Raw genomic sequence first — 25,228 nt, 5'->3', positions numbered from 1 at the left:
ATTAGACATATCTGTAGCATTTTTATCTTCTGTCGAGATTGGCAAAAAATCTGTTCCTGTAGGACTGGAGGAAAAGATAATAGAGCTTTATGGTTTAGATAAAGAGAAGGCTTCTCTCTTAAAAAAAGAAGCCTATTCTTGTCGAAAAAGCATCATCATAAAGCCTTCTACTCCGTTGCAACGTGAAACTGTTGTTGCGTTTATGAGACTTTTAGATGGCTTACATCAAGAAGCGTTAGCAGACTTCAAAGAAACATTAGAAACATTGTGCGAAGCGTGCTTTATAGAGAAATGTTAGAAAATCCTATTCCCTTAACTTTATTAAGGTATCCCTCACTTAAAAAAACATATGTAAAATCAATAAATTATTGTTGATATAAAATGCAATGGTGGGCGTGACAGGGATTGAACCTGTGACCCCTACGATGTCAACGTAGTGCTCTCCCGCTGAGCTACACGCCCATTCATTGATGTTGCATACACCATATAGAATGCCAAACGTCAATGCCTAATTTCATTTTCTCTTTCAACAGATGCAAATAACTTTAAAAAATACTTTTTAAGCAGCAATAAGGATTTTTTCAACCTCATTGACGAGTTCACGTAAGTGAAATGGCTTAGAGAGAACCTTTGCATCAGGAGGGGTATCACTATTTGAATTGAGTGCTACTGCTGCAAAACCCGTAATGAACATTACTCGTAAATCAGGGTCAATCTCAGTAGCACGTCGTGCGAGTTCGATTCCGTCCATCTCTGGCATCACAATATCAGTCAGGAGAAGGGAAAATGGCTCTTCTTGTAAACGTTCATATGCGCTAATACCATTATCGAAATCGGCGACTTCGTAGCCTGCACGTTCTAGGGCTTTTACGAGAAAGCGACGCATATCGTTATCATCTTCTGCGAGCAGGATTCGTTTCATGATTATGTTCCAATGGCTCCATTTGTCAGAGTTTTGCCGCATCAATTATACAATATAGAGTATTTAGAAAAAAGATGGTAAAATGCTCATAATTGAAATGAATGGCAAAATGGTTAATTCTTACATTCTTATTCAGAATACAGCATATTCGTTGTGAGTTGGTTAAATTCGAAATATATGTGATTTTGAAAAAAGAAGGGGGGCTCTAAAACTTCTAAGATGATTCATTGCTATCTTTTCTTTTAAATTTGCTGATTATTATCAGAATTCCATTAAAAAACTTATGAAAACCATTATTGTAGGGACTTCCTATATCGAGAAATTAAAAGAATATTATGTTAATTTATTGTTTTTAAAAAGTTCTCCTAAGAAATAGAAATTTTATAGTTATTTGTTTTTATAGAGATTTGTAATAAATATTATAAATGCGCTTTATTTCCAGTTTTTTTCCTTAAATAGATGAAAAATATTGTTTTCCTAGATATAATATTAAATTATCACTTAATAACAGATCAAAAATAGTATTTTGATGCTTTATTTATAAATATGTATCATGTTATATTAAGATAGATTTATTATTTTTATTTATATAAATAGTTTTTTATTAAGTTATTTTTTATGATATAAAATAATATTGTTTAATGTAATGATATACTTTGTATATTAGTTTTTTTATTAGAATGCGTGGTGAATATTTAGGTCATGGCTTGTCTGTAGAGGCTAGAAAACGAATCATATGAGTGGTTGGAAAGTAAAATCCATTATATTAAAAAGTGTTTGTAGATCCAATGCTCGTAGAAAATTTCTTTTTTGATAGGGCGGAGCGGAAATTAAGGTTTAGTGTTATTTTACAGATACATTATCGGGAATAAATGCATCAAATGCAGCCCAAAATTGCTTTTTATAATCTTCGTTAACCATAATTGTATCCAGTTCAGCGCCTGTAATAGTAATACTTTCTGTCAGACGTGTGTGTTGGCATAATTGCTGCACTTCAATGTTGTTTGCAATATTATTTTGATTGGCAAGAATAAAGAGTGTTGGGATTCGTAAATCTCCATGAAGTACATTTCTCTTCACAGAATCAATCGCATTAAATACTGATGCTATCCATTGGGATGTTGGGGGCTTAATGGAAGAGAGCGGCACTTTATGTATGTGTCCCAATTGTATATTTTTTTGTTTTGTTTTGTTTAATTTTTTACCATCTTTCGCTGGTATAAAGCCAAGACCTATATCAGAAAGAAATTGTGTTAATTTATGTTGAAAACCATTTGTTTTATTGCCGAATGGAGCAAAAAGGGGAGAAACACAGAGCAATCTATTAAACTGATGATTAATGAGATCTAATCCGCTAAGTGCTATCAATCCACCTATGCCGTAGGCAAGCATAGAGTAAGGTGGCGGACAATTAGGATAAACAATATTTTTAAGAAATTTATATAAGTCATTAATATCGTTATTTATATCAAAATAATGATGTCTGTTTTGTTTTCTTATCTTGAGGGATGTTTTTTCTTGATCAAACCAGTCAAATATTGCTGTATGAAAACCGCGTTTAGAAATTTCATTTATTAATAAAAAATATTTTTCTAAAGCATTTGCGTAGCTTTTGAGAATAACAATTGTTCCCTTAGATTTTTCCACCTCAGGATATGTTATAGCAAAACGAATTTCATGATCTATTGCTATTTTAAGAGTACCATGATGGACATTAAGAGGAGTGGCCCCCCAGTCTATGGGATAAAGAGGTGTTTCCAATTGAAATCCTTTACAGTGTATTTGCTGCTTAGTGCTTTGACATTTATGTAATGAAGAAAAAGGATTTAAAAAGGGGTATATTGCTTTTTAGATAGTTTTTATCAATTTAGGTCCCAAAGAGTTGAAATAAAGAAAAACGATTACTAGATAATATAGTGCGGTTGCCATGATGGGGCCGCAGGTTCACAAGTAAGTTTGCCATGTGGGAACTTTGTGAATTAGTTATAAATTATAGTCGCTCTAGAGGAGGGCAATATTATGCGTCAAGTAGATTTTTCACCATTTTATCGTTCCACAGTAGGTTTTGATCATCTTTTTAACTGGTTTGATTCTAGAACACAACCAGACGAAGTTTCTTCTTATCCCCCTTATAATATCGAGCGTTTAACTGAAGATTCTTATAGAATTTCTATGGCTGTTGCTGGTTTTTCTCAAGATGAAATTGATATTGAAACGCATTGTAACCAGCTGATCGTTAAGGGAGACAGAAAGTCTAAAAATGATGATGAAGAGCGAGAATTCCTTTATCGAGGTATTGCTTCGCGTGCTTTTGAACGGCGTTTTCATTTGGCTGATCATGTTAAGGTTATTGGGGCAGAACTTGGAGATGGGCTTCTTCATATTCAGCTTAAAAGGGAAATGCCAGCTGAATTAAAACCCAAAAAGATAACCGTACAGATGTCACCATCCATTACAAAAAATGATAACAGCGACGTTATCGTGTAAAGAAAATTTAGAAAATATGAGATCGGATAATTATAAATTTTTCTGAAAAATAAAAAACGCGAGGCAAAAGGTCTCGCGTTTCGTATGTGTTTTCCTAAGAACGAAGCGCATTTTAATAAAAAAGCTTATCTCGAATTTATGATAAAATATCATTGCACATTATTCTACGTTGAAGAAAAAGTTCATGTGTGTGCAATTGAAATGCATAATGATTCACTTTTTAAGTAAGCTTATTTATAGCATTTTAAAAATGGTCGGAGCGGCGGGATTTGAACCCACGACCCCTTGACCCCCAGTCAAGTGCGCTACCAAGCTGCGCTACGCTCCGAGTTCGTGTAAAACGATTAAATGACTGTTTCTTTAAAGGCAAGAGAAAAAATAAACAGAATAAAATCTAAAATGCTCTTGCACTTAGAGCTTTTGAAAGTAAAAATTTTGGACATCAATATTTTGTTGTTAATTCAAGATAAATAACGAATTTGTAAAATTCTTTGTGATCATTAAATTTTTAGCTCTATAGTTAATAGATGTATGCATTTAATTACTTTTGAGATTGTGAGGAGGGGGGTAAGATTGGTGTAGAAGGTATGAATTGGAGCAAATGAGTGCTGAAGGTATATTTTTTTCTTACCTAATCGTTACTTTTCTAAAAAGATAAAGATTTTCAAAAGAAGAGGAGTGAATATATGGTTTTGAAAAGTTTTCGTTTTTTAGAGTTTTATAGACGAGGTATTTTCATTTTATATGGATAAAAAATTGTAAGTTCTGGATTGTATAATCACAAATCTCGTTTTACGGGTATGTATTTTTATCCAAATAAACAAGATCAGAATGCTTTAATTTATGTTTTGTTGTTTTTTTTCTAAAATATCAGATAAAATATTATAGAGGAAAAACTTTCAAAGTGTCTATTGAACTAAGAAAAGAGTAAACTATGAGCCGTTTTTCGGTAATAAATTTGACGCAAGCAGCAGTGGATCGTGTTAAAGCGATTATGGATGCAAAAGATGCACAGGGTATTCTTGTTGGTATCAAAAAAGGTGGTTGTGCAGGGATGGAGTATACAATTACTCTTGTCAAAGAAAAGGGGATAGATGCGGATGTTGTTGAAGTGAATGGTGCCCGTGTTTTTGTAGCACATGATGCGGTATTATTTTTATTAGGGACGCAGATGGATTATGAAGTGACAACGCTGCGGTCTGGTTTTATCTTTAAAAATCCTAATCAAGTTTCAGCATGCGGGTGTGGAGAATCGGTGGAACTTCGTCCTGCTACGCAGGATCAATATAAAACAAATTGAGCTGAGCTAAATTATAATTTAGTAATTTTAGAGGGGCTTATTCTTTTAGGTAGAAGAAATCTACTATTTTTTATTGTTCATTTTTAGCTTGCTTCCAAAGTGCTTCCATTTCATTCAAGGATGCGTCAGTGAGTGTTTTAGATTGAGTGGATAGCTTTTCTTCAATATAGGCGAAACGATTTCGAAATTTTATATTCGTTTTTTTTAATGCTTTTTGTGAATCAATCGCTAAGTGGCGCGCGAGGTTAAGGAGTATAAAGTAGAGATCTCCAAACTCTGCTTCTATCTCTGAGTTTTGTTTATTTTTGATGGCTTCTTTGAGCTCTTCGAGTTCTTCTTCTATTTTTTCAAAAACTTTATCACTTTTTTGCCAATCAAAACCTACTTTAGCTGCTGCTTCTTGTAAAGCAAGTGCCTCTTGGTTTGCTGGCTGGATTTGTTTTACTTTTGCGAGTATGCTTGTGGAGGAATTGTTGTTTTTTTCTTCGCACATTCTTTTTTGTTCAACCTGTTCTCTTTTTTTTATATATTCCCACTCCTCTTTTATAAATCCTCGTTTTTTTTGCTCGGTATTTCCAAAAACATGAGGATGGCGTCGAATCATTTTTTCTGTGATTGCATAAACAACATCTTCAAAAGTAAAGCTGCCTTCTTCTTGTGCTATGGTAGCATGATAGACAACTTGTAAAAGAAGATCCCCAAGTTCTTCACAGAGATCCTTTCGATTCTTTCGTTCAATGGCATCGATGACTTCGTAAACTTCTTCGAGCATATAGGGTATGAGGGATTCAAAAGTTTGTTTTTTATGCCAGATACAACCATTATCAGAGTTTCGTAATGCAGTGATAATTGCAGTGAGATCTTTGATATCTTTTGAGGCTAACATTTTGCACTTCCTTTGTAAGCAATAGAGCTTATGTTAGATGTCCCAACGTCTATGTAACCACATCCATTGTCCAGGATATTCACGGACCCAAGATTCAACAATATCATTTAATTTTTGCGTAGAAGCAGCTATATCGATATCATTTTTTTCATCACGTGGAAGTTCTACATGTTCATATAACTCTAAACGATGACGTCCACTAGGCAAACGAATACAACGTGCTGGATAAATATCACAGTCATATTGTCGAGCAAGTTTTATAATTAAGGGGTTTGTTTTAAGAGGTCTGTTAAAAAATGTTCCCATGATACCGCGGCGAAATTTTTGATCAACGAGCATACCAACATTTTCACCTTCTTCTAATTTGGCTGCTAATGCCCATGCTGCTCCGGCCTTGGAGGGAACAAGGTGTCCCATAGAAGTTTGTCGTGCTTTAAGGATTCGTTTGGCAACATAGGGATTATTGGGTGGTCTAAATAATACTGTAACATTAAGATCAAAACTTTGTGCACAAATAGGCAGAAGTTCAAAATTTCCAGTATGTGCGGTGAAAAAAATATGTGGTTTTTTTTCATTTTTTAATCGCTCAAATATTTCAGTGCCTTTAACCTCAATGAAACCTGGCTCGTCTGCATGAGGATCAAAATCAAAAATTTTATCAAGAAAAATATATTCGGCTAGGAAACGTCCTATATTTTCCCACATTTCTATTGCAATCGCACGGAGTTCTTGCTCTGTTTTTTCTGGATATGCACTCCTAAGGTTTGCGAGTGTGATTTGATGACGATGTACAAGGGGACCAATTTTTTTTGCTAACCAAGCAAAAAAAGAAATTCCCATTTTGGCTGGAAAACATTTTAGAATAAATAAAGAACCAAAGAGTAGATATGCCCATAACAAGTAGGATATTTTTTTAGCTATAATTTTAATACGATATATGAGATTTTTAAGAGAAAGCTTCATCATGATTTAATCGATTTTAAGGATAATTTTACCAAAAACATCACGACTCTCCATTCGTTTTAAAGCTGTATCAATTTCATCCAGCCCAACAATTGTATCAATGACAGGGTGTACGGCTTTTTGTGCCATTTTTTGCATGGCATTTTTCATATTTTCCATACGGCAGCCAAATGAACCGAATATTTTAAGCTGTTGCTGGAATAATTGCATGAGATTTATTGGTGCTGAAACACCAGAGGTAGAACCGCAAGTCACTAAGCGTGCTCCTTTTTTCATACATAACAGAGAACCGTTCCATGTATCGACACCAACATGCTCAAAAACAACGTCAACACCTTTTTTTTGGGTTAATTTACGCACTACACCTTCAAAACGATCTTTACGATAATTAATCACATGATCTGCCCCAAGAGAGTGCGCTTTTGCAATTTTTTCATCTGAACCTACAGTTGTGATAACTGTACAGCCCATGTGTTTTGCAAGTTGAATGGCTGCAGAACCAATACCTGAGCCACCAGCCTGTACCAGGATTGTTTCTCCTGCTTGTAGTTTTGCGTTATCGAAAAGCATATGTTCTACGGTACCAAAAGTAATTGGAGCAACTGCTGCTTGCAATTCATCACATTGGGGAGGTGATGGAACTAATAAACGTGCTGGCAAATTGACAAGCTCACACGCAAATCCATCAAGGTGAAAACCATAGACTCCCTTTACATTACTGCAAAGATTATCCCGTCCTTCATGACAAGCTTGGCATACTCCGCAGGTTTGTGCACCATAAATTGAGACAATCTGTCCAAGTTGGAGATGTTCAACGCCATCTCCTATTTGTATAACCTCACCAGAGGCTTCTGCACCAATGATGAGTGGCATTTTTCTTTTCGCAAAAGCCATGCCACGCCATCCCCATACATCAATATGATTAAGAGCAACGGCTTTTATCCGCACAGTTACTTCACCTATACTAGGTGAAGATGGCGGGGAAATATTGGTGATTTCAAGCCGACGATCATCGAAGAGTTGCAGTGCACGCATTATCATCCCCCTTAAATAATTATTGGTTAGCGTTATAAAATTTTATTATTACAGGATTATCCTTTATATGCAGTGATAACAAGACTCATATTTTGACCACCAAATCCAAATGAGTTTGACAAAACCGCATTGACACAGGACTTACGGCTATGATGAGGAACAACATCTAAGGGGATAGTAGGGTCAGGGTTATCATAATTTATTGTTGGTGGAAGTATTCCCGATTGAATGGTTAAAAGCGAAAAAACCGCTTCTATTGCACCAGCAGCAGTTAATGTATGCCCAATCATTGATTTATTAGAAGAGACAGGAATATGCTCTAAAAGATCACCGAATACTGTTGATAATGCAAGATATTCCATTTTTTCATTTTCAGGTGTTGAAGTTCCGTGGGCATTAATATAGTCAATTTCATTGATGGTTATTTTTGCATCGTCTAAAGCTTTGCGAACGGATTCAATTGCTGGTGATGCATCGGGTTTTGAACGTGTACGGTGAAAGTCATCGGCGGTTTCTCCACAGCCAGCTAAAATTCCTAAAACTGTAGCATTACGGTTTAATGCGCTTTGAAGAGATTCAAGAACAAGAGCGCCTGAGCCTTCTGCCATAACAAAACCATCTCGATCACGGCTAAAGGGTTTTGCTGCTTTTTCTGGAGGCTCATTCTGAGTTGAAAGAGCAGATAGTAGCGAAAAACGAATAAGAGATTCTGCTGAAACTGATCCATCTGTCGCAATTATGAGAGCTCTATTTGTCTCTCTCCGTCTAATAGACTCAACACCTAATTGAATTGCTGTTGCACCAGATGCACAGGCAGTGGAAAGTGTAACAGGAAGTCCTTTTGTGCCAAATGTTTTTTGAAGTTTTTCTGCAATTGCACCAAATTGTGTGGATTCAAAAAGCGTCTCATGGAGTTTATCCTTACAGACTTTAAGAAGATGTGCATAAGAAGGCTCATTATTGAATTCTTCCTCTTGATCAAGACTAAAACGTGCTTTCCATTCAAGTTCAACAGGAGGAGCAGCTAGAAAGAGTGGTCCATTAAAGTTTTTTTTATCAATAGCAGCTTGTTCTAAAGCTTCTTCAGCAGAAAGATGTGCAAGCTTCTCAGAGAGAGCTGAAGCACCAAGTGTACTTTCTTTAAGAAAATCAATTGTTCCAGCAATATATGTATTTAATCCCTCAACGGGAAAACGTGTTATTTTGTGGATACCACTTACACCGCTTGTTAATTTTTGCCAATTTTCATGTTTCCCTTGTCCCAGTGATGTGACAATGCCTGCACCAGTTATTGCTACAAGTGGACGCCCAAAATGATCATGATATTTCACTATAGAAATTCCCCTTCAAACAGCAGTAAGACGCACAATACCTTCAGCTCTTTTTATACCAATCGTTGTAACAAATATTTCACGTACTTCTTTAGAAAAAGGTTTTTCATGAGGACTTAACACTGGAAAACCGCGTTTTTTTTCAATTGAAAGTGCTGCAAGAGCTAGAGCTAGAGGAAATTGTGCTTCCCGCATATAACCAAATAATGTTGTAATGCCACGGTAAGATAGATCAGCATTATCAAGAGCATTTTGTTCTGCTTTTGTTGCTTCGTGAGCTCCTGAGGCTGCTGAAATGGCTAAGGCAGATTTAGCGCCCGCAGTTTTTAACATTGTTGCAATTGAATCTCTAAGTGGAATTTTGGTTCTATCTGTTTGGTCTGTAATAATTTGGCTAATTTCAGCATAAGCACGTGCGTTGCGTTTTTTGGCATGTTCTCCACTTTCAATAACTAGGAAGATCCCAGCAGAACCTGCTATGACACCGCCGCCTGGATAGATTCCACGATCCCACACTGGGCTCCATCCATTATGGGTTAAAAGACCACCAAGCTCATGCGCCAACAACATATCATAACTTTGTGCATTATAGGAACTTCCTACAAGAGCATGGGTACTTTGACCTGATTTAATACGAGCTACAGCAATTTGAAGTGCAGAAAGACCACTGCCTTCTTCTCCCATAAATGTACGAGATGATCCAGTGACTTTATGAACAATTGAAATGTTTCCTGCCAAAAGGTTTGAAAGTTGTGCCAAAAATAATGTTGGACGAAGTTCAGTTGAAAGAGCAACATTTAACATAGAAGCATGATCGGCAACAGCGCGCGCTTTAGAAAGAATCTGTGTATCAACAGTAATATCACGTTCTCCCCCACTTGCCGCTACGATCATATCCATTGTTGAAGTGAGTTGTTCATTATTTTTCATGCCGGCATCATCAAGAGCAAGACCAGCCGCATAGGTACCAAGACGCTGCCATGTTCCCATTTGCCGTTGATCACTTTTTTTAGGAATTTGTAAACTCCAATCAATTTCGGGCAATTTATGAACCGTGTAAGGTGAAAAAGTTGTATAATCTAGGTTTGGTGTACGGATTGGATCATTTAAGAGATTCCAATGTTGATCAGTTCCTTCCCCCAGAGAGCTTATGAGACCTATACCAGTGATGAATACAGATTGATCATGCATGGCGAAAAAACTACTCGGCCTGTTTTAAGGCAACGAGATCATCAATTTTTGCACAAAGGTTTTTAAGAACAAAGTATTCTTCTGTTGCAACGGTACCTTCGTTGACTTCTTGTGTCCATTGTTCTAGAGGGACTTTTATTCCAAAAGCTTTATCAATAGCGAAAACAATATCAAGAAAATCAAGACTGTCGATTCCTAAATCGTCAATTGTATGACTCTCAGGTGTAATTGTATTGCGATCAATTTCACTGATTTCTGCAATGATATCAGCAACTTTATCAAACGTGGAAGGCAATGTACGGATTCCTTATTATAGAGTTAGTAAATTCAAAATACATTTAATATTGTTCTTCTAGCCTTTTTTCTCTTTAAAAAAAAGACTTAATCCAGAATATAGCTGTCTTTATCTATAGAGAAAAGAGGTTTACAGTACATGAAATACTATATCTCAATATTTAAAAAACTTTGAAATTTTATTACGCATTTATTTTACGAGACTATTTTTTCTATTGGCAGCAAGGACAGCAAGGGCTGTTATATTAACAACTCCCCGGGAAGTTACTGAAGGTGTTAAGATATGGGCGGGACGTGCTGCCCCGATTAGAATAGGACCAACATGGAGTGCATTTGTGAGGCTTTTAACAGTGTTGAGCGTGATATTGGCTGAATCAAGTGTTGGAAAGACAAGCAAATTAGCTTCACTTTTAAGACGAGAATTAGGAAAAACACGATCACGAAAAACTTTGGAAAGGGCAGCATCAGCATGCATTTCACCATCTGCTTCTAAATCAGGGTGTAATTTGGCAAGAATTTCTGTTGCACGTCGCATTTTACGCGCACTTTCTGTGTTTTTAGAACCAAAGTTTGAGTGTGATAATAAGGCTGCTTTTGGTGTTATTCCAAATGCTTCAACTTCTTGAGCTGCCAACACAGTCATTTCAGCGATTTCTTCTGCAGAAGGATTTTCATTGACGTAAGTATCTGTAAGGAAAAGAGTACGTTGTTGAGAGATAAGCAAACTCATAGCAGAAAAACGGTGAACATGAGGATCAAGACCGATAATTTGTTCAATCAATTCAAGTTGACGTTCAAAGCGTCCTTCTAAGCCGCAAATCATTGCATCTGCTTCTTCACGCATAACGGCAAGGGCAGCAATAGCCGTTGTTGATGTTCTCACTACTGTTTTTGCCATTTCAGGCGTAACACCACGCCTTCCTGTATAATGAAAAAATAAATTAACATAATCACGAAAACGTGGATCATCTTCAGGGTTTGTTAATTCAAAATCTATACCGGGACGAATTCTTAAACCAAAGCGTTTTAATCTTGCTTCTACGACATGTGGACGGCCGATAAGGAGGGGCGTTGCTGTTTGTTCTTCAATGACAACTTGTGCCGCACGAAGGACGCGTTCATCTTCACCATTGGCATAGATGACGCGTTTACGTTTTGCTGTTTTTGCTGCAGCAAAAACAGGTTTCATTGTTAAACCAGAAAGAAAGACAAATCGATTGAGGATATCATAGTAGGCCTCCATATCTTCAATGGGACGAATGGCAACACCAGTTGTCATTGCTGCTTTAGCAACAGCGGGGGCAATACGCAGTATTAAACGCGGATCAAAAGGAGAGGGGATTAGATAGTCTGGTCCAAAATTGGGTGGTTCTTTTGAGTATGCACGTGCTACAACATCTGAAGTTTCTTCACGTGCAAGGGCAGCAATCGCATGAACAGCGGCCATTTTCATTTCTTCATTAATTGCACTAGCACCTACGTCTAATGCACCACGGAAGATATAGGGAAAACAAAGGACATTATTAACTTGATTGGGATAATCAGAGCGTCCTGTGCAGATCATTGCATCTGGTCGTATAGAGCGTGCTTCTTCAGGCATAATTTCTGGTACTGGATTAGCCAGTGCTAAAATGAGTGGATTTTGAGCCATTCTTTTAAGATATTCAGGCTTTAAAACACCACCTGCAGATAGGCCTAGAAAAATATCCGCATCATCAATAATATCAGATAAAGTTCGTGCGTCCGTTTTTTGTGCGTAATTGATTTTCCAACGATCCATAAGGGTCTTGCGACCTTCATAAACAACTCCCTCTAAGTCACTAAGCCAAATATTTTCAACTTTTGCCCCAAGACGAACCAAAAGATTAAGGCAAGCGAGGGCAGCAGCACCTGCACCTGAGGTAACTATTTTTGCATTTTCAATTTTTTTTCCTGAAAGATTTAAGGCATTTAATACAGCCGCAGAAACAATAATGGCAGTTCCATGTTGGTCATCATGAAAAACTGGAATTTTCATTTTAGCACGAAGCTTTTCTTCGATGTCAAAACATTCAGGAGCCTTAATGTCTTCAAGATTAATACCACCAAATGTAGGTTCTAAAGTCGATACCGTTTGTACCATTTGTTCTATATCGGATGCATCAATTTCAATATCAAAGACATCAATATTCGCAAATTTTTTGAATAAAACGGCTTTACCTTCCATAACTGGCTTTGAAGCAAGAGGGCCAATATTTCCTAAACCAAGAACAGCAGTTCCATTGGATATAACAGCGACTAAATTAGAACGGGAGGTATATTGAGCAGCAAGATTAGGATCTTCATGAATTGCAAGACATGGTGCAGCAACACCTGGAGAATAAGCAAGAGCTAAATCACGTTGGTTATCAAGAGGTTTTGTTGCTTGTATTTCCAATTTTCCAGGTTTAGGGTACTGGTGATAAAAAAGTGCGGCACTGTCAAGTTCAGCTTTTGGTGAACTGAAATCACTATTTCGTTCTCTAGACATTTTTATGATATCCAAGTTAGCGTATGTGTATATGAGATGTTCCATCTACGATAAGGTTTTGTCCACTAATAGATCCTCATTTCTCTGAATATCAAAATGCATGAGTATGAGAAAACTCTTCTGGATCGTAAAACCAGTTTGATGATTCTTTTTGTTTGTGTGCATGAATAATTTCATTGATAGAAGCACGATTAGTTTTTTCTTTCCTTAATAAAACGCGTAAAAATTGATTAGTCTACAAACGAATAAAATATTACTAATAATTACATTACCAAGCCATTATTTTTTTTGCAATGCTTACAACTTAAGGAAAGAAAAGAAGAGTGTTTTCTATTAACTTCATCTTCTTTATTTAAATTTCTATAGGGAGGTAGAAGAAATTTTAAATAACAATTTGCAATTTATAAATTATTTTTGCAGCTATTTAAAAGGAAATTGGAACTTTAAAAATGGGAGTTGTTTTGTTTATTATTCAATTGAACTCTTAATAATGCAAACTTTATAATTTATAATGAATCATCTCGTATGTTGAATGAGAAATTTGAATACAATAAGATTCTTTTAGCTCAAACTCATCTAATATAATAAAAAATATTTACTTACATAATTCAAACGAGAGTAATATGTGGATAAAAAACATTAAAAAAAAATAAATAGAAGTGTTTCTATGAGCTATTTTAATACAAAAGCATGAATTTTTTTCACAATTAATAAAAATAATTATTACTGATTTTGTACCTTTATGAAACTATGAAAAATAAAGGAGTTAAGAAAAAGATAAGGAAATAGAAAACATGCTTTATCATTCTTAGAATGATACGTTGTTTGATAAGCCATTACGCTTCTTTAGGGTTATTGCTTAGGATATCAAAGAAAACCGCATGCCAATTATCCCAACCTTTGAAGTACAAAGCTACAGTTGAAAAAAAAGCATTCTATGATGAGCCATTAAAACAACTGGAGAGAGAAAGTGGAAAAAATATCTTTTTCCACTTTCTTATTTGTTATTGGATTCGACCACTTGCATGAGCAAGCATAGTATAAACTTTTCCGGTATCTGATATCAAGTACTTGCGAACTGAGTTGGAAGAGCCAGAACTGCGCGATATATCACGTAAGAGCTTTTCGAAATCTGTAACATATTGATTCACTGAACGTTTAAACCCAAAATCGCTCATATATTTTTTCTTAATCATTTCAAATATTTTTTGTCCATTTAAGGTATAAAGGCGTTCTGTTACGATGTTTTTTTGTCCACGTTGATAATGATCCCATAGCTCAACAATGGCATTGTGATTAATAGCTTGCACTATACCAGAAGCTAATGAATTAAGAGAGCAGTTTGCAGGAGATGGTTTTGTTTGCACTGATGTTAAAACATCATCACTAGGGGGAGCATCATAAAATGTTTCTTCACGTGAAGCTCTTTCTAAGAGATTTGATACCCATTTATTTGGTCTTTTTTTGCTTTGATCTTGTTGCAAAATAGGCTTAGGTGGCACAATCTTTTTAACAGACTCAGTGGAACTGTCACTTTTTTGATTAAACATTGATGATGTAGGAAATGCTGACATTAGCTGTTTTTGTGCGCTCTTTTGATCATTTTGTATAACACTGACTAAATCTTGTAACGCTGTAATCTGTTCATTCAAAGCTGTGCGAATTGTTTGCGTTGTTTCTTTTGTTTTTTCTGGAAGTTTTTTTACATTTTCATTGATATCATTATTAATCTTTGAAAGCTCTAAACGAACTTCATCAGCGGAGCGACGTATATCTTCTGCTGCTTCTGAAAAACGCGTTGATGCTTCACTAACAAGCTTATTAAGTGATTGTTGGAATGAATTTGTGGAGTTACGCGCATTCTTATCAGAGCGTTCAAGTGCTAAGTTGAAGATTTTTTCATAATGCCCAATCATTTGATTAATTTCATGAGACTTTGAAACAAGAGCATCGCTTAATACAGAAAGCGTATTATGTTTTTCTTCAAGTGTTGCACTAAGTGAATTTTCAGACTGTTCAAGAACATGAATAGTTTGGGAAAGTGTCTTTGCATGTTCACCAAAACTGCTCGTTATATGATTAATTTGTTCAAAGGTACTCTTTGAAAGTCCTTGCAGAATTTCAACATTAGTATTGAGCGCTTGATTTGAAGCTGACAAACGCTCTGCTACTTGGTCCGTGTTGCGGAAAAAATTATTCGTACTCTCATTAAACTGCCCATCAATATTTTGAACAGCCGATAATAAAACATTACTATTTTCGTGAAAATTGTAAATTGATTGATTCAACTGTGTTAAGATGGATGAGACATTATTAACAAGCTCTTCCTTCATAATCGTTATTGTTTGAAGTGTTTCAGAGTTAGCTTTGGTTAAGCTATTCACTAAAGATTCATTATGTGCATAAATTCTTTGTTCAGCATCTTGTGTGGAAAGAGAGAGTTGTTCACCGATATGCTGTGTTAAAGAATCAATTGATTCTGTCGTATTTTGCGCTGCTTGATTTAAGTGATTTGTAAGCTCTGTTATTTTTCCAACATGTTGTGAAATTTGTGTTGTTGTTTGATTTCCAGCATCTTCCAGACGGCTCGTTACATCAGAGAGCTGATATCCTAAATTATTTTTAAGATTTTGCATAGAGTGATGAAGAACATCACAGCGTTCATTAAGAACTTGTTCTATTGCTGTTGTTGATGTGTGAATAGTTTCATTCAATAATGCTTGTGCATTATGGCTGGCTGTTGCGAAAGCTTCGACAGTATGCGCTGTTTGTTCAGACAGAACTGACAGAACTTTTTCACTGGTATCATAAACAGTTTTTTTGACATTTGATACAATGCGATTGCCTGATTCTGAGAGAATATTTTCTGCTTGTGCAGTAACATTTGTAACAGATGAAAGAATTTGTTCACTCGTAGAAGAAAGAATATCAGAAGCTTTTATAATCTTATTATGCAGGTTATCTGTCACTGTATTAACAGAGTCTTCTAAGGTTACACGCATATTGTCAACACTGCTTTCCAGCGCTTGTTGAATTATCTGACTTTGCTCATTACTAATCATGAGAGACGTTTTTAATGTGTCAGAACGTTCCTCAATAACAGATGTTTGCATATCAATGGCTTCACAGATTTGGCTAAATTTTTCAGATAATGTTTCCTCTAGCGTTGTTGTCCGTTCAAAAATTTTGTGTGCACGATCTTCTAGATCTGTATCGAATGATTCCATACGTGTTTCAAGGGTTTCAAAGAAAACACCACTCGATTGAGAGAGAGTATTCTTTAAAATTTCGGCATGGCTTTCAAGGTTTTTGATATGATCTTGAACCGTTTCAGTAATGTTTTTATTATTGGCGACAATTGCACTCTCAACTAAATCTATTTGTTGTTTCAATGCAACATCGACACGTATATCACTTTTTGCAATGAGATTATGGATTGTTTCCATGCGTTGTTCAAGTGTGCGTGCTTGATCGGCAAGAACTTCATTGAGAGAAAAACTATTAATCGCTAAAGAATCGCGCAGAGCATCGGCACGGATATCAATATTTCTCGCTTGTGCTTCTAAAGCATCTTGGGTTGTATTACAACTTTGTACAATGACATCTTGTAACTTTTCAGTGCATTGAATGATGTTTGTAATATGATTTTCAGCTTGTTTATCAACGACTTGAACATTATCAGCCAAAACTTTTTCAATATGAGAAGTATTTTGGGACAAAACATCAATTTGATTTCTTAATGTATCCGCAATTTTATTTTTCTCGTTATCGAGCATGTCTGCCATAAGAGCTCGTTGATCAGAAAGTTGTACTTTAAAATCTTGTGAACGTTCTTGTATGATATCAACAATGGCATTGTCGACATATTGAATTTCTTCTCTCAGACTTTCCTTACTTTTATCAATTGCAGAAAGAATAGCTTCACGTCCATTTGTAAATGCATGGGTAATGTCTGCTGTTTTTTCTTGGAGGTTCTCATTTATTTTCAAGACATGAGCTTCCAAGAAGTTACCAAGTTTTTCAGCATTATCCTCTAAAGCCTGACTGCGTTCTATAAAGGAATCAATGATGGAATCACTATGTTCTTTAAGAGAAAGATCAACAGTTGCTAAACGTTGTTCAAAGGCTCCAATTGCTTGCGAGGTTACGTTATCAAATTTAGAAGAGAGTTTATGTGCTTGGTCGTCGAGCTTTAAGATCTTCTCATCAAAATTCTGTAGAGATTGATTATTACGATCAATAAGAGCTTTATCCAAGGCTTTAAACTTTTCATCAACAGCGTGCAAAGTTTGATCTGTTACTGCTTGTATATGTGTTGCAATTTTAGCAACATGTACTTCTGCTTTTTCAGCTGTTTCATTAAAAGTTTTTTCTATTTGTTTTTCATTATAATCAAATCGTTTTGCAAAACCATCAAAGTTTTTTCCTAATTCATGAAAAAATTCCGTGTTTTTCTGCTGAATTTGTGTTGTTGTTTTGTTAAATTTTTCAACAAGTTGATTTGTTACGCCATCACCGGCATAGGAAAGTTTTTCAACAAGGTCTTCACCTTGTTTTTGTAAAGTTTGAGAAAGGGTTTGTGCAAGCTTTTCAACATTGGTCACAATGTTAGAGGTAACCAAACCAAATTCATCACTCAGTTGTTCTTGGGTTCCTTTAATTGTTGATTGTACGCGATCTGCGTGATTCAAAATGGCTATGCGTTCATTACTCAATTCTTTGATTAATGTGTGAATGCGTGATTCATTCTCAGCATAGGCTTGTTCTAGATTGTGAACTTCACCTTGTATGATTGCTTCAAGTTCAACAGCACGTCCGAGGGTACGTTCAATACCTTCGTTCATTGCCGCTACTTCTTCACGAATGGTTTGCCCTATAGCAATAGCTTGTTTTTCAGATAGATGTTGTGGTTCACTAAGGCGCTGTGCAGCATTGGTCATAAGAAGCGCAATATTATGCAAGTCGTTTGAACGTTTTGTTAATTGAGCAACGCCCCAAGATATAAGGATAGGAATTGCTGTTCCGGCTGCTACAGCAAGTCCTGTTGGGGATGTAACAAAAGTGCTGATATTGGATAAGGAGCTGAGTCCGGTAGGTGCGAGTTTATGCGCAATAAAAGCTCCTCCCGTTGCCCATAAAGCACTAAGCGCTGTTGTATACCAGTAGACTCGAGAGGAAGAACGCTGCTTGAATGGTCCAAAATTTACAGGGGTTGTTATATCATCATTTGCAGGAAGAAGTTTTGTAGGCAATAATGTATTATGAACAGTTCCACCTGAAATATCAGGTGAAGGTTTTGGAGCAAAAAGCTGTTCAACAACGGATTTATCAACAACAGCTTCATCATGAATATTAGAAACAAAAGTTGACGTACCGTTTTCAGCAAAAAATTCTTCTTCTGCCATTGCAATTTTTTGAATCAGATCATCGACATTAACAACATTTTCAGAATTATTGGATGATATCGTTTCAAATCCTGTGTCATCGAAATCAAAGTTCATAGCTTTTGTGAGGGCTTCTTCAACTTCAACTTCAAATGTTTGCAATTTTGTTCTGCGTGCCATACTCGCCTCGTACTCTTACAGCCGGAAAAGGGATACGTTCTCTTCCACATAATTTCTACATACTAGCTGTTAATTATTTAGAAAGGAATATGCTTAGGGAAAAATTTTAAAAACTTATCAAGATAAAGTTAACGCGGTTTCTTGTACCCTGTTTAAAAATGTTATAAAATATAGTAAAAACAATTTATTATTTAAATCTAACTAAAACAAAAATACTGTTTACAACTTGTGTTTATAGAAAGCTTTATAAGCCGGCAGTCTTTGAAATAAGGACAATTTAATAGCGGTTATATATATAGTAAGGTGCGAATGTCTCTCTTTAATATCGACAATCGTTAATAAATGTTGTTGTCCGCTTACTTTTATTGATTCTAAACGAAGCAGATTTATCATCACATATAGTCTGTAATAGCTTAGGATGTATAAAAGTATGCCTTTGAATTGTAAGCTCATAAAAAAGTAAACGTGGAAAAATTTTTAATTTAATATAGCTTTTCGTAAGTTGTACTTTATTCTTGTCTTAAAGAGCTGTTTTTTCTCTAATTTCAGTTGTTTGTTGCTGAATTTTTAAGCTTCTACGTTGACAATTGGATATTTTTCAGTCGATATGCATGCACGAATATTTTATGCAATCTAGATAAAGGTGTAAGAATAATGGCAGAGCGATCACAACACCTGCAAGATGTGTTTTTAAATACGGTGCGTAAGCAAAAAATTTCCCTTACAATTTTTCTTGTCAATGGCGTTAAACTCACGGGTATTGTAACTTCATTTGATAATTTTTGTGTTCTTTTGCGCCGAGATGGACACGCGCAATTGGTTTATAAGCATGCTATTTCTACGATTATGCCTGGACAGCCTGTACAGATGTTTGAGGGTGAAAGTCCTGAGTAAACATATCATTTTAAGATAGACCTCTTATCCCATTTAAAAGTACTTAGATTGCTATGATAAATGAAAATGAGAGATTAGGAGGGGTATTTTCGCAGAATACAGGACAGGTGCGCGCACTTGTTTTGATACCGATTTTTCAAGAAAATAGAAGTGAAAGCTCTTTGAGAGAGTGTTCTATATCTTCTCGTGTTAAAGAATCATTGGGGTTAGCACGTGCTATAAGGTTAGAAGTTGTTAATTATGAAACGATTAATATTGCAACGCCTCGCTCTGCGACTCTCTTTGGAAAAGGTAAAGTAGATGCGTTAACCTGTTATATAGATGAATATTCTATTGAGCTTGCGATTGTAGATCACTTTTTAACGCCAGTACAGCAGCGTAATTTAGAAAAATTGTGGAATTGCAAAGTTATCGATAGAACGGCTTTGATTCTTGAAATTTTTGGGGACCGTGCACGAACAAAAGAAGGAGTTTTGCAAGTAGAGTTAGCGCACTTGTCCTATCAAAAAGGGAGGCTTGTGCGGAGTTGGACGCACTTGGAAAGGCAACGGGGGGGGCGTGGCTTCCTAGGTGGACCTGGTGAGACGCAAATTGAAGCAGATAGGCGTCTTTTACAAGAAAAAATTATTCGTATTCGCCGCGAATTGCAAACGGTTATTAAAACACGTGCACTTCATAGAGCAAAAAGGAAAAAAACATCTTATCCTGTTGTGGCACTGGTAGGATATACGAATACAGGAAAGTCAACTCTCTTTAACCGTTTAAGCGGTGCAGATGTTTTAGCAAAGAATATGTTATTTGCAACGCTTGACCCGACTTTGCGCAAAGTTGTGCTTCCCCATGGAAAAACTGTTCTTTTGTCTGATACTGTAGGGTTTATTTCTAACTTGCCAACGAATTTGATTGCAGCTTTTAGAGCAACCCTTGAAGAAGTGGTTGAAGCGGATCTCATTCTTCATATAAGAGATATGTCAGATCTTGATCATCGAGCACATGCCCAAGATGTTTTAGAAGTGCTTTCAAGTCTTGATATCGATATTGATGATATGGAGCATATCATAGAAGTTTGGAATAAGATTGATATGTTAGATGAGCAAGCATTGAATGTTTTACAAACAAGCGCAAAGACGCGATTAAATCCTGCTCTCATGGTATCAGCACTTAAGGGGGATGGACTCGATCAATTATTAAGAGCCATTGAAAAGCGAATTTTTGGAGAGGTGCAAAGCATTGAATATCTTTTACAACCTCATGAAATGTCGCTTATTGATTGGTTTTATGAAAACTCTGCGGAAATAGTGCAAGAAGGGCATGATGATGGGTCTATTACCATTAGAGCGGTTGTTACTTCTGAAGCAAAAAAACAACTAGAGAGCCTCAAAAAAAATATGAATTAAGTTCTTTAAAGCTATTTTTGAACATTTGTTCTTAAATTTTATATTTTTATTATCTCAAAATAATATGACAGCAAGTTAAGAGGATAGTTACTACTTTCTCTTAATAAAACAATATGAAGAAGTATTTTGCTGGTTAAAATAAAGATGAGTCTTACATGTAATAAAAGACTATTCGTACGTACCGTATGGCGAAGCATTTTGATTGTTTTGCTATTACAAATGCTATGTGTATCTTTGATTTGGTTGTATTATTTTGTCCAGCCTCGTGGTTACCAAGCAACTTTAACATTTTCATTATCTGATTCTGTAGGAAAGCCATTACCAATTAAAAAGAAAGACAATGTTATCGCCTTTTTGTTTTCACAGCCTATGTTCTTCAATGATTCGAATTTTTCTTTAAGTGCTTCTTATAAGAAAAAAAATCATGAAAATATCCGTTTATCGCGTCATGGTGATTTTATCGATCTTACTTTTGAAGCCGAGACACTTGAAGCAGCTCAACGTGGGTTGGAAACTTGGTTTTCCGCATTTTCACAAGCAATCATAAAACAGAAACAATTCTTGTTAAATGATAAATTAGAAGACAAACAATATGATAATATTGCAATCCTTAATATCGTGCAGGAATTTCGTAAATCTATTGATTCTTTTATTCAGCGTGGTGTAAAACAAACAGAGCTTCATGATCTTTCGATGCAATTAACGCAAGCAACTTTAAAGCGTATTCATTTAACAAGTTTGAATTCAACGATTAACATGATGCGTGAAAATGGGCAGTCTTTACTGTCTTTATCGTTTATTGCAGGCAATTCAGCAATTGCTGCTCTGGAATCTAAACGTGATCTCTTGGAAACACAAAGAGCACATATGGCTGTGCAATTAGGGTGGACACATCCTCAAATTAAAGCGATGACTGCAGAATTAGAGACAGTTTCTCATCAATTAAAAAATAAAATTTTACAAATCGTTTATCAAGTTCATTCAGATGAGGTTATTGCAACGGAATTAGAAAAACAGCTCAAAAAAAGAATGAACTTTTTTGTAAAAGATCAATCCCAATCTTTGAATGAAATATTTAACGAGTTTGAAAATAAAATAAAAGTAGCAGTCGATGCCCAAAATGAAGCGATGAGCAAGTCTGCTCAACGAAGAGAAAAAATTATTGATTCATATCGGAGATTGAGTGATGATCCTCTTCTCTTACAAAATACAAATATCCACGTGGTCACGCCAACAACGTTAGCACCAATTTCTTTTATGGCTCTTTATGGAAAAAATATTCTTGTGAGTGCATTGGTCAGTTTCCTTACTCTTTTGCTAGGAATATTGTTATCCTATCCGTGCTTTAAAAGGAAAAAAGACCAAATCTCAGAAGAGGATTTGAGATCAAAAGAAAATGATCTTAAGAAGAATGAGAGTATTTTAGTCTCTCAAGAAATGAAAAATTTTGAAGCTTTTATTACGATAGAGGGATTATCTGATGTTTTGAAATGGCGTGCTTCAACCATTATTTCAATCATTGGACCAGAAGCTGCACGGACAGCGGCAAAGCTTTCACTTCATCTCACAAAAGAGAACAAAACAATTTTGTTGGTCGATATTTCTGGTCAACAAATAGAGAAAGTCATAGGCCCACATCGCGGACTGAGTGATATTTTAACGGGCAATGCCAAGTTGCATGATGTTATTTACCGTGATTATGATACGGGGGTTGATATTCTTCCTCAGGGGTTAACAAGTGCTATTTCAGCACAAGATTTTTCAAATGATATTTTTCATATATTACAAGAATTTAAAAAAGAATATGATTTTATCATCCTAGAGATGGCAAGCGAACCCAAATATGGGTTTGAGCAATTTGCAGAGCTAACAGACTATTATATTTGTAATACTGTTCTTAATAAACAAGAATGGATGATGCGTATGGTAGACAGCTTTCCAAAGACTGTTTATCGCGTTGTAGCATCATAAGCTTCGTAAAAAAGAAATATGTATCGCATGTTATAGTGGTACGCTTGTTTTTTGCTAAAGTTGTAGTACATACTAAAATAGACAAAGAGTTAATGTTTAAATTTTAAAATGCATTTTAGTTGGAGAGAAGCGTGGGGCAATCAGAGATGGCAGTAAAGAGATTAAACAATAGCATTTTAACGCCTGTGCAAAAGGAAAATAGAAAACATATACAGGTGTGGCTTTACTCTATTTTATTGCTTTGTTTGGCAATTGTCTTAGTAGGTGGCGCTACTCGTTTGACGGGATCAGGATTATCTATAACGGAATGGAAGCCAATACACGGCGTTATTCCACCGATTGGTGAGGATCAATGGCAAGAGGAATTTTTAAAATATCAACAAATAGCACAATATAAGCTGCTTAATCCTGATATGACCTTAAGTGCTTTTAAGGTCATTTTTTGGTGGGAATGGGCGCATCGTGTTCTTGGGCGTCTTGTTGGTCTTGTCGCTTTATTGGGGCTCATTTGGTTTTGGGCGACTAAGCGTGTTGAAAAAAATATCTTACTCCCGCTTATTGTTGTACCTATTCTTATCGCCTTTCAAGGCTTTATTGGTTGGTGGATGGTTGCTTCAGGGATTGGGCAAAGTAATTTAACAAGTGTGAGCCAATATCGTTTGGCATTTCATCTTATAACAGCATGTTTTGTTATTGTTTTTGTTACTTATTTATCTCGAGGGCTTGCAGAATATTCAGAAAAACCAGCAAATAAAAAGGTGCAATATTTTGCGGCATGGCTTGTTATTCTCGTCTTGATAGAGATTTATTTCGGAGCTTTGGTTGCAGGGCTTCATGCTGGAAAAGTCTATAATACATGGCCCCTTATGGATGGGCAGATTATTCCTGATGGATTGTTGCAGCATCGTCCTGTTTGGCTCAATTTATTCGAAAATTCCTTAATGGTTCAATTTATTCATCGGTTTTTTGCTTATTTTTTATTGATTGCCTCGGCTATTCATGCTTTCTATGTACAAAAAAATGCTCCACATTCAACTCATTCTCGTCGTGCATTTCTTATCTGTGTTATGATTATTATCCAAGCAGTCTTGGGTATCTTAACACTGTTACATGAGGTTCCGATAAGTTTGGGGCTCATTCATCAAAGTATGGCATTAGTCGTGTTGTGTTTTGTTGTTGCACATTGGCGAGCAACAAAAGGGGCTTATCGCGTTGTTGAATAAAAGTTTGTGGGTAGGGAGGTTTAGTCGCTTGAAAGCATTAAATCGAGGTTTTGGATAGCTGCAGCTGATGCGCCTTTTCCTAAATTATCGAATATGGCGCTGAGATTAAAAATACCTTCACGATCATTTCCAAATACGAACAGTTTCATACCATCTTTATTGGCTAAACACTCTGGATTAAGTCTTTGAAGTGAAGCAGTTTCTTCTTGTGATGCAACTAAAATGGTATTTTGTCCATCGTAATGGTTTGCGAGAATTTCGCGCAAATCAGAACAGTTTGCTGATTTTGTGAATAAATGGCGATGCAGAGGAAGATTCACAATCATTCCTTGGGGAAAACGACCCACACTTGGTATAAAAACTGGGGGTTGATTGATTTGTCCATAGATTTTAATTTCTGGCACATGTTTGTGTTCAAGATTAAGACCATAGATAAAATAATTGTCCTGAATATTTTGTTGAGATTGATTTTCCATTTGTAAAATCAACTGTTTTCCACCACCGGTATAGCCGGAGATTGCATTAATCGAGATGGGATAATCGGCGTCTAGCAGTCCTGCTTCACGGAGTGGGCGAATCAAACTAATGGCACCGGTAGGATAGCATCCGGGATTGGTTATATAATGTGCTGCTTGGATGCGCTTTCTTTGTCCTGCTGTCATTTCAGGAAAACCGTAAACCCAGTCTGGTGCAACACGGTGGGCTGTCGAGCTATCAATAATCCTAATGTTTTTATTTTTTTGAAGCCAATGAACCGTTTCGCGTGCAGCATCATCTGGAAGACACAAAATAGCAATATCGGCTTGATTAAGATAGTCTTGTCGCAGATGAACATTATGGCGATCTTTATGAGCAAGAGAGAGTAGTTTTAAATCTGTACGCCTTTCTAAGCGTTTTTGTATTTGTAGTCCGGTTGTGCCATGTTCACCATCAATAAAAACTTTGGTTAGCATTTTTATTTGCCTTCGTATTAACTTTGCCTATTATACTCAGCTTTTCACATTATAAATTATTTTTAATCATTAAATTATTGAATTTCTTTAGATTATAGATATTTTTTGTAAAAGGTGTAAACAAATAAGAGTGTAAAAAAAGAAATGTAATCTCATTTTTTACTATTCTCGAGAGGAAAGTTTTTCGCTGTTTTTATAACAAAGAATAAGATAAATATTTGCCTCATTATTTTTGAGTGTAAGTAGTTTAAAATGTTTGGTTTGCATGGTTTGCTGTGTTATCGTTCCTTGACTTTATTTTTTTATGT

Annotated in this window: 18 protein-coding genes and 2 tRNA genes; 7 read left to right on the top strand and 13 right to left on the bottom strand. The window is 35.9% G+C overall.

Annotated elements, in window-relative coordinates; genetic code table 11:
• Positions 1-298: XRE family transcriptional regulator (locus tag ACFIKX_RS00290; protein WP_375629409.1), on the top strand; the 298-nt coding region annotated here is incomplete at its 5' end.
• 89 nt (positions 299-387) lie between these two features.
• Here ACFIKX_RS00290 and ACFIKX_RS00285 read toward each other — a convergent pair.
• From ACFIKX_RS00285 to ACFIKX_RS00275, 3 genes are all read right to left on the bottom strand, one after another.
• A tRNA-Val gene (locus ACFIKX_RS00285) sits at positions 388-462 on the bottom strand.
• Between the two features lie 97 nt (positions 463-559).
• Positions 560-922: a cell cycle two-component system response regulator CpdR gene (cpdR, locus tag ACFIKX_RS00280; protein WP_375613077.1), complete on the bottom strand. Its 363-nt coding sequence runs from the start codon at positions 920-922 to the stop codon at positions 560-562.
• Positions 923-1,765: 843 nt separating this feature from the next.
• Entirely contained in the window at positions 1,766-2,683 is a 918-nt protein-coding gene (locus ACFIKX_RS00275) for an alpha/beta hydrolase (RefSeq protein WP_375629406.1), read from the bottom strand.
• 258 nt (positions 2,684-2,941) lie between these two features.
• On the opposite strand from ACFIKX_RS00275, the gene ACFIKX_RS00270 reads away from it, so the two are divergent.
• Positions 2,942-3,409, top strand: coding sequence for an Hsp20 family protein (locus ACFIKX_RS00270; protein WP_375613075.1), 468 nt, complete (start codon positions 2,942-2,944; stop codon positions 3,407-3,409).
• Positions 3,410-3,660: 251 nt separating this feature from the next.
• On the opposite strand, the gene ACFIKX_RS00265 is transcribed toward ACFIKX_RS00270, so the two are convergent.
• Positions 3,661-3,737, bottom strand: a tRNA-Pro gene (locus tag ACFIKX_RS00265).
• A gap of 606 nt (positions 3,738-4,343) precedes the next feature.
• Between ACFIKX_RS00265 and ACFIKX_RS00260 the strand changes: the two genes are divergently transcribed.
• On the top strand, positions 4,344-4,709 hold the full coding sequence (locus tag ACFIKX_RS00260; RefSeq protein ID WP_273791397.1) for an iron-sulfur cluster assembly accessory protein: 366 nt from the start codon (positions 4,344-4,346) through the stop codon (positions 4,707-4,709).
• Positions 4,710-4,779: 70 nt separating this feature from the next.
• On the opposite strand, the gene mazG is transcribed toward ACFIKX_RS00260, so the two are convergent.
• The 8 genes from mazG to ACFIKX_RS00220 all read right to left on the bottom strand — a co-directional run bounded on the left by mazG (position 4,780) and on the right by ACFIKX_RS00220 (position 18,482).
• Positions 4,780-5,595: a nucleoside triphosphate pyrophosphohydrolase gene (mazG, locus tag ACFIKX_RS00255; RefSeq protein ID WP_375611559.1), complete on the bottom strand. Its 816-nt coding sequence runs from the start codon at positions 5,593-5,595 to the stop codon at positions 4,780-4,782.
• A gap of 33 nt (positions 5,596-5,628) precedes the next feature.
• Complete coding sequence (locus ACFIKX_RS00250; protein ID WP_375611589.1) at positions 5,629-6,558, bottom strand: lipid A biosynthesis lauroyl acyltransferase; 930 nt, start codon at positions 6,556-6,558, stop codon at positions 5,629-5,631.
• A 6-nt stretch (positions 6,559-6,564) separates the two neighbouring features.
• Positions 6,565-7,593, bottom strand: coding sequence for a zinc-binding dehydrogenase (locus ACFIKX_RS00245; protein ID WP_375613072.1), 1,029 nt, complete (start codon positions 7,591-7,593; stop codon positions 6,565-6,567).
• A 56-nt stretch (positions 7,594-7,649) separates the two neighbouring features.
• The gene (locus ACFIKX_RS00240) at positions 7,650-8,924 is read right to left on the bottom strand and encodes a beta-ketoacyl-ACP synthase (protein WP_375613071.1); all 1,275 of its coding nucleotides are present in this window, start codon (positions 8,922-8,924) and stop codon (positions 7,650-7,652) included.
• A gap of 15 nt (positions 8,925-8,939) precedes the next feature.
• Positions 8,940-10,115, bottom strand: coding sequence for a beta-ketoacyl-ACP synthase (locus ACFIKX_RS00235; protein WP_375629402.1), 1,176 nt, complete (start codon positions 10,113-10,115; stop codon positions 8,940-8,942).
• Between the two features lie 10 nt (positions 10,116-10,125).
• A complete protein-coding gene (locus ACFIKX_RS00230; protein ID WP_005773457.1) occupies positions 10,126-10,410 on the bottom strand; it encodes an acyl carrier protein in 285 nt (94 codons plus the stop codon).
• Between the two features lie 189 nt (positions 10,411-10,599).
• Positions 10,600-12,918 carry an NADP-dependent malic enzyme gene (locus ACFIKX_RS00225; protein ID WP_375611563.1) on the bottom strand — a complete coding sequence of 773 codons (2,319 nt, stop codon included), beginning with the start codon at positions 12,916-12,918 and terminating at the stop codon, positions 10,600-10,602.
• Between the two features lie 1,004 nt (positions 12,919-13,922).
• A complete protein-coding gene (locus tag ACFIKX_RS00220) occupies positions 13,923-18,482 on the bottom strand; it encodes a hypothetical protein (protein WP_375629398.1) in 4,560 nt (1,519 codons plus the stop codon).
• A 654-nt stretch (positions 18,483-19,136) separates the two neighbouring features.
• Between ACFIKX_RS00220 and hfq the strand changes: the two genes are divergently transcribed.
• The 4 genes from hfq (at position 19,137) to ACFIKX_RS00200 (ending at position 23,967) form a co-directional block, all read left to right on the top strand.
• Positions 19,137-19,376 carry an RNA chaperone Hfq gene (gene hfq / locus ACFIKX_RS00215; protein WP_005773461.1) on the top strand — a complete coding sequence of 80 codons (240 nt, stop codon included), beginning with the start codon at positions 19,137-19,139 and terminating at the stop codon, positions 19,374-19,376.
• Between the two features lie 53 nt (positions 19,377-19,429).
• Positions 19,430-20,773, top strand: coding sequence for a GTPase HflX (gene hflX, locus ACFIKX_RS00210; protein WP_375629395.1), 1,344 nt, complete (start codon positions 19,430-19,432; stop codon positions 20,771-20,773).
• Between the two features lie 144 nt (positions 20,774-20,917).
• Complete coding sequence (locus ACFIKX_RS00205; RefSeq protein WP_375629392.1) at positions 20,918-22,744, top strand: hypothetical protein; 1,827 nt, start codon at positions 20,918-20,920, stop codon at positions 22,742-22,744.
• Positions 22,745-22,890: 146 nt separating this feature from the next.
• The gene (locus tag ACFIKX_RS00200) at positions 22,891-23,967 is read left to right on the top strand and encodes a COX15/CtaA family protein (protein WP_375629412.1); all 1,077 of its coding nucleotides are present in this window, start codon (positions 22,891-22,893) and stop codon (positions 23,965-23,967) included.
• Between the two features lie 20 nt (positions 23,968-23,987).
• Here ACFIKX_RS00200 and argC read toward each other — a convergent pair whose 3' ends face one another.
• Positions 23,988-24,920, bottom strand: coding sequence for an N-acetyl-gamma-glutamyl-phosphate reductase (argC, locus tag ACFIKX_RS00195; protein ID WP_375613064.1), 933 nt, complete (start codon positions 24,918-24,920; stop codon positions 23,988-23,990).
• Positions 24,921-25,228 lie beyond the last annotated feature (308 nt).

It is taken from the genome of Bartonella sp. CM86QHHN, from assembly GCF_042194695.1.
In the GTDB taxonomy this organism is placed as follows: Bacteria; Pseudomonadota; Alphaproteobacteria; order Rhizobiales; family Rhizobiaceae; genus Bartonella.
The sequence above is the reverse complement of the archived record's forward strand: the minus strand, read 5'-3'. Positions and strand labels throughout refer to the sequence as shown.

What these genes read in the sequence shown, in the direction of transcription:
- cpdR (WP_375613077.1), bottom strand. Translation starts at nt 922, where the DNA reads ATGAAACGAATCCTGCTCGCAGAAGATGATAACGATATGCGTCGCTTT.
- ACFIKX_RS00270 (WP_375613075.1), top strand. Translation starts at nt 2,942, where the DNA reads ATGCGTCAAGTAGATTTTTCACCATTTTATCGTTCCACAGTAGGTTTT.
- ACFIKX_RS00260 (WP_273791397.1), top strand. Translation starts at nt 4,344, where the DNA reads ATGAGCCGTTTTTCGGTAATAAATTTGACGCAAGCAGCAGTGGATCGT.
- mazG (WP_375611559.1), bottom strand. Translation starts at nt 5,595, where the DNA reads ATGTTAGCCTCAAAAGATATCAAAGATCTCACTGCAATTATCACTGCA.
- ACFIKX_RS00250 (WP_375611589.1), bottom strand. Translation starts at nt 6,558, where the DNA reads ATGAAGCTTTCTCTTAAAAATCTCATATATCGTATTAAAATTATAGCT.
- ACFIKX_RS00245 (WP_375613072.1), bottom strand. Translation starts at nt 7,593, where the DNA reads ATGCGTGCACTGCAACTCTTCGATGATCGTCGGCTTGAAATCACCAAT.
- ACFIKX_RS00235 (WP_375629402.1), bottom strand. Translation starts at nt 10,115, where the DNA reads ATGCATGATCAATCTGTATTCATCACTGGTATAGGTCTCATAAGCTCT.
- ACFIKX_RS00225 (WP_375611563.1), bottom strand. Translation starts at nt 12,918, where the DNA reads ATGTCTAGAGAACGAAATAGTGATTTCAGTTCACCAAAAGCTGAACTT.
- ACFIKX_RS00220 (WP_375629398.1), bottom strand. Translation starts at nt 18,482, where the DNA reads ATGGCACGCAGAACAAAATTGCAAACATTTGAAGTTGAAGTTGAAGAA.
- hfq (WP_005773461.1), top strand. Translation starts at nt 19,137, where the DNA reads ATGGCAGAGCGATCACAACACCTGCAAGATGTGTTTTTAAATACGGTG.
- hflX (WP_375629395.1), top strand. Translation starts at nt 19,430, where the DNA reads ATGATAAATGAAAATGAGAGATTAGGAGGGGTATTTTCGCAGAATACA.
- ACFIKX_RS00205 (WP_375629392.1), top strand. Translation starts at nt 20,918, where the DNA reads ATGAGTCTTACATGTAATAAAAGACTATTCGTACGTACCGTATGGCGA.
- ACFIKX_RS00200 (WP_375629412.1), top strand. Translation starts at nt 22,891, where the DNA reads ATGGCAGTAAAGAGATTAAACAATAGCATTTTAACGCCTGTGCAAAAG.
- argC (WP_375613064.1), bottom strand. Translation starts at nt 24,920, where the DNA reads ATGCTAACCAAAGTTTTTATTGATGGTGAACATGGCACAACCGGACTA.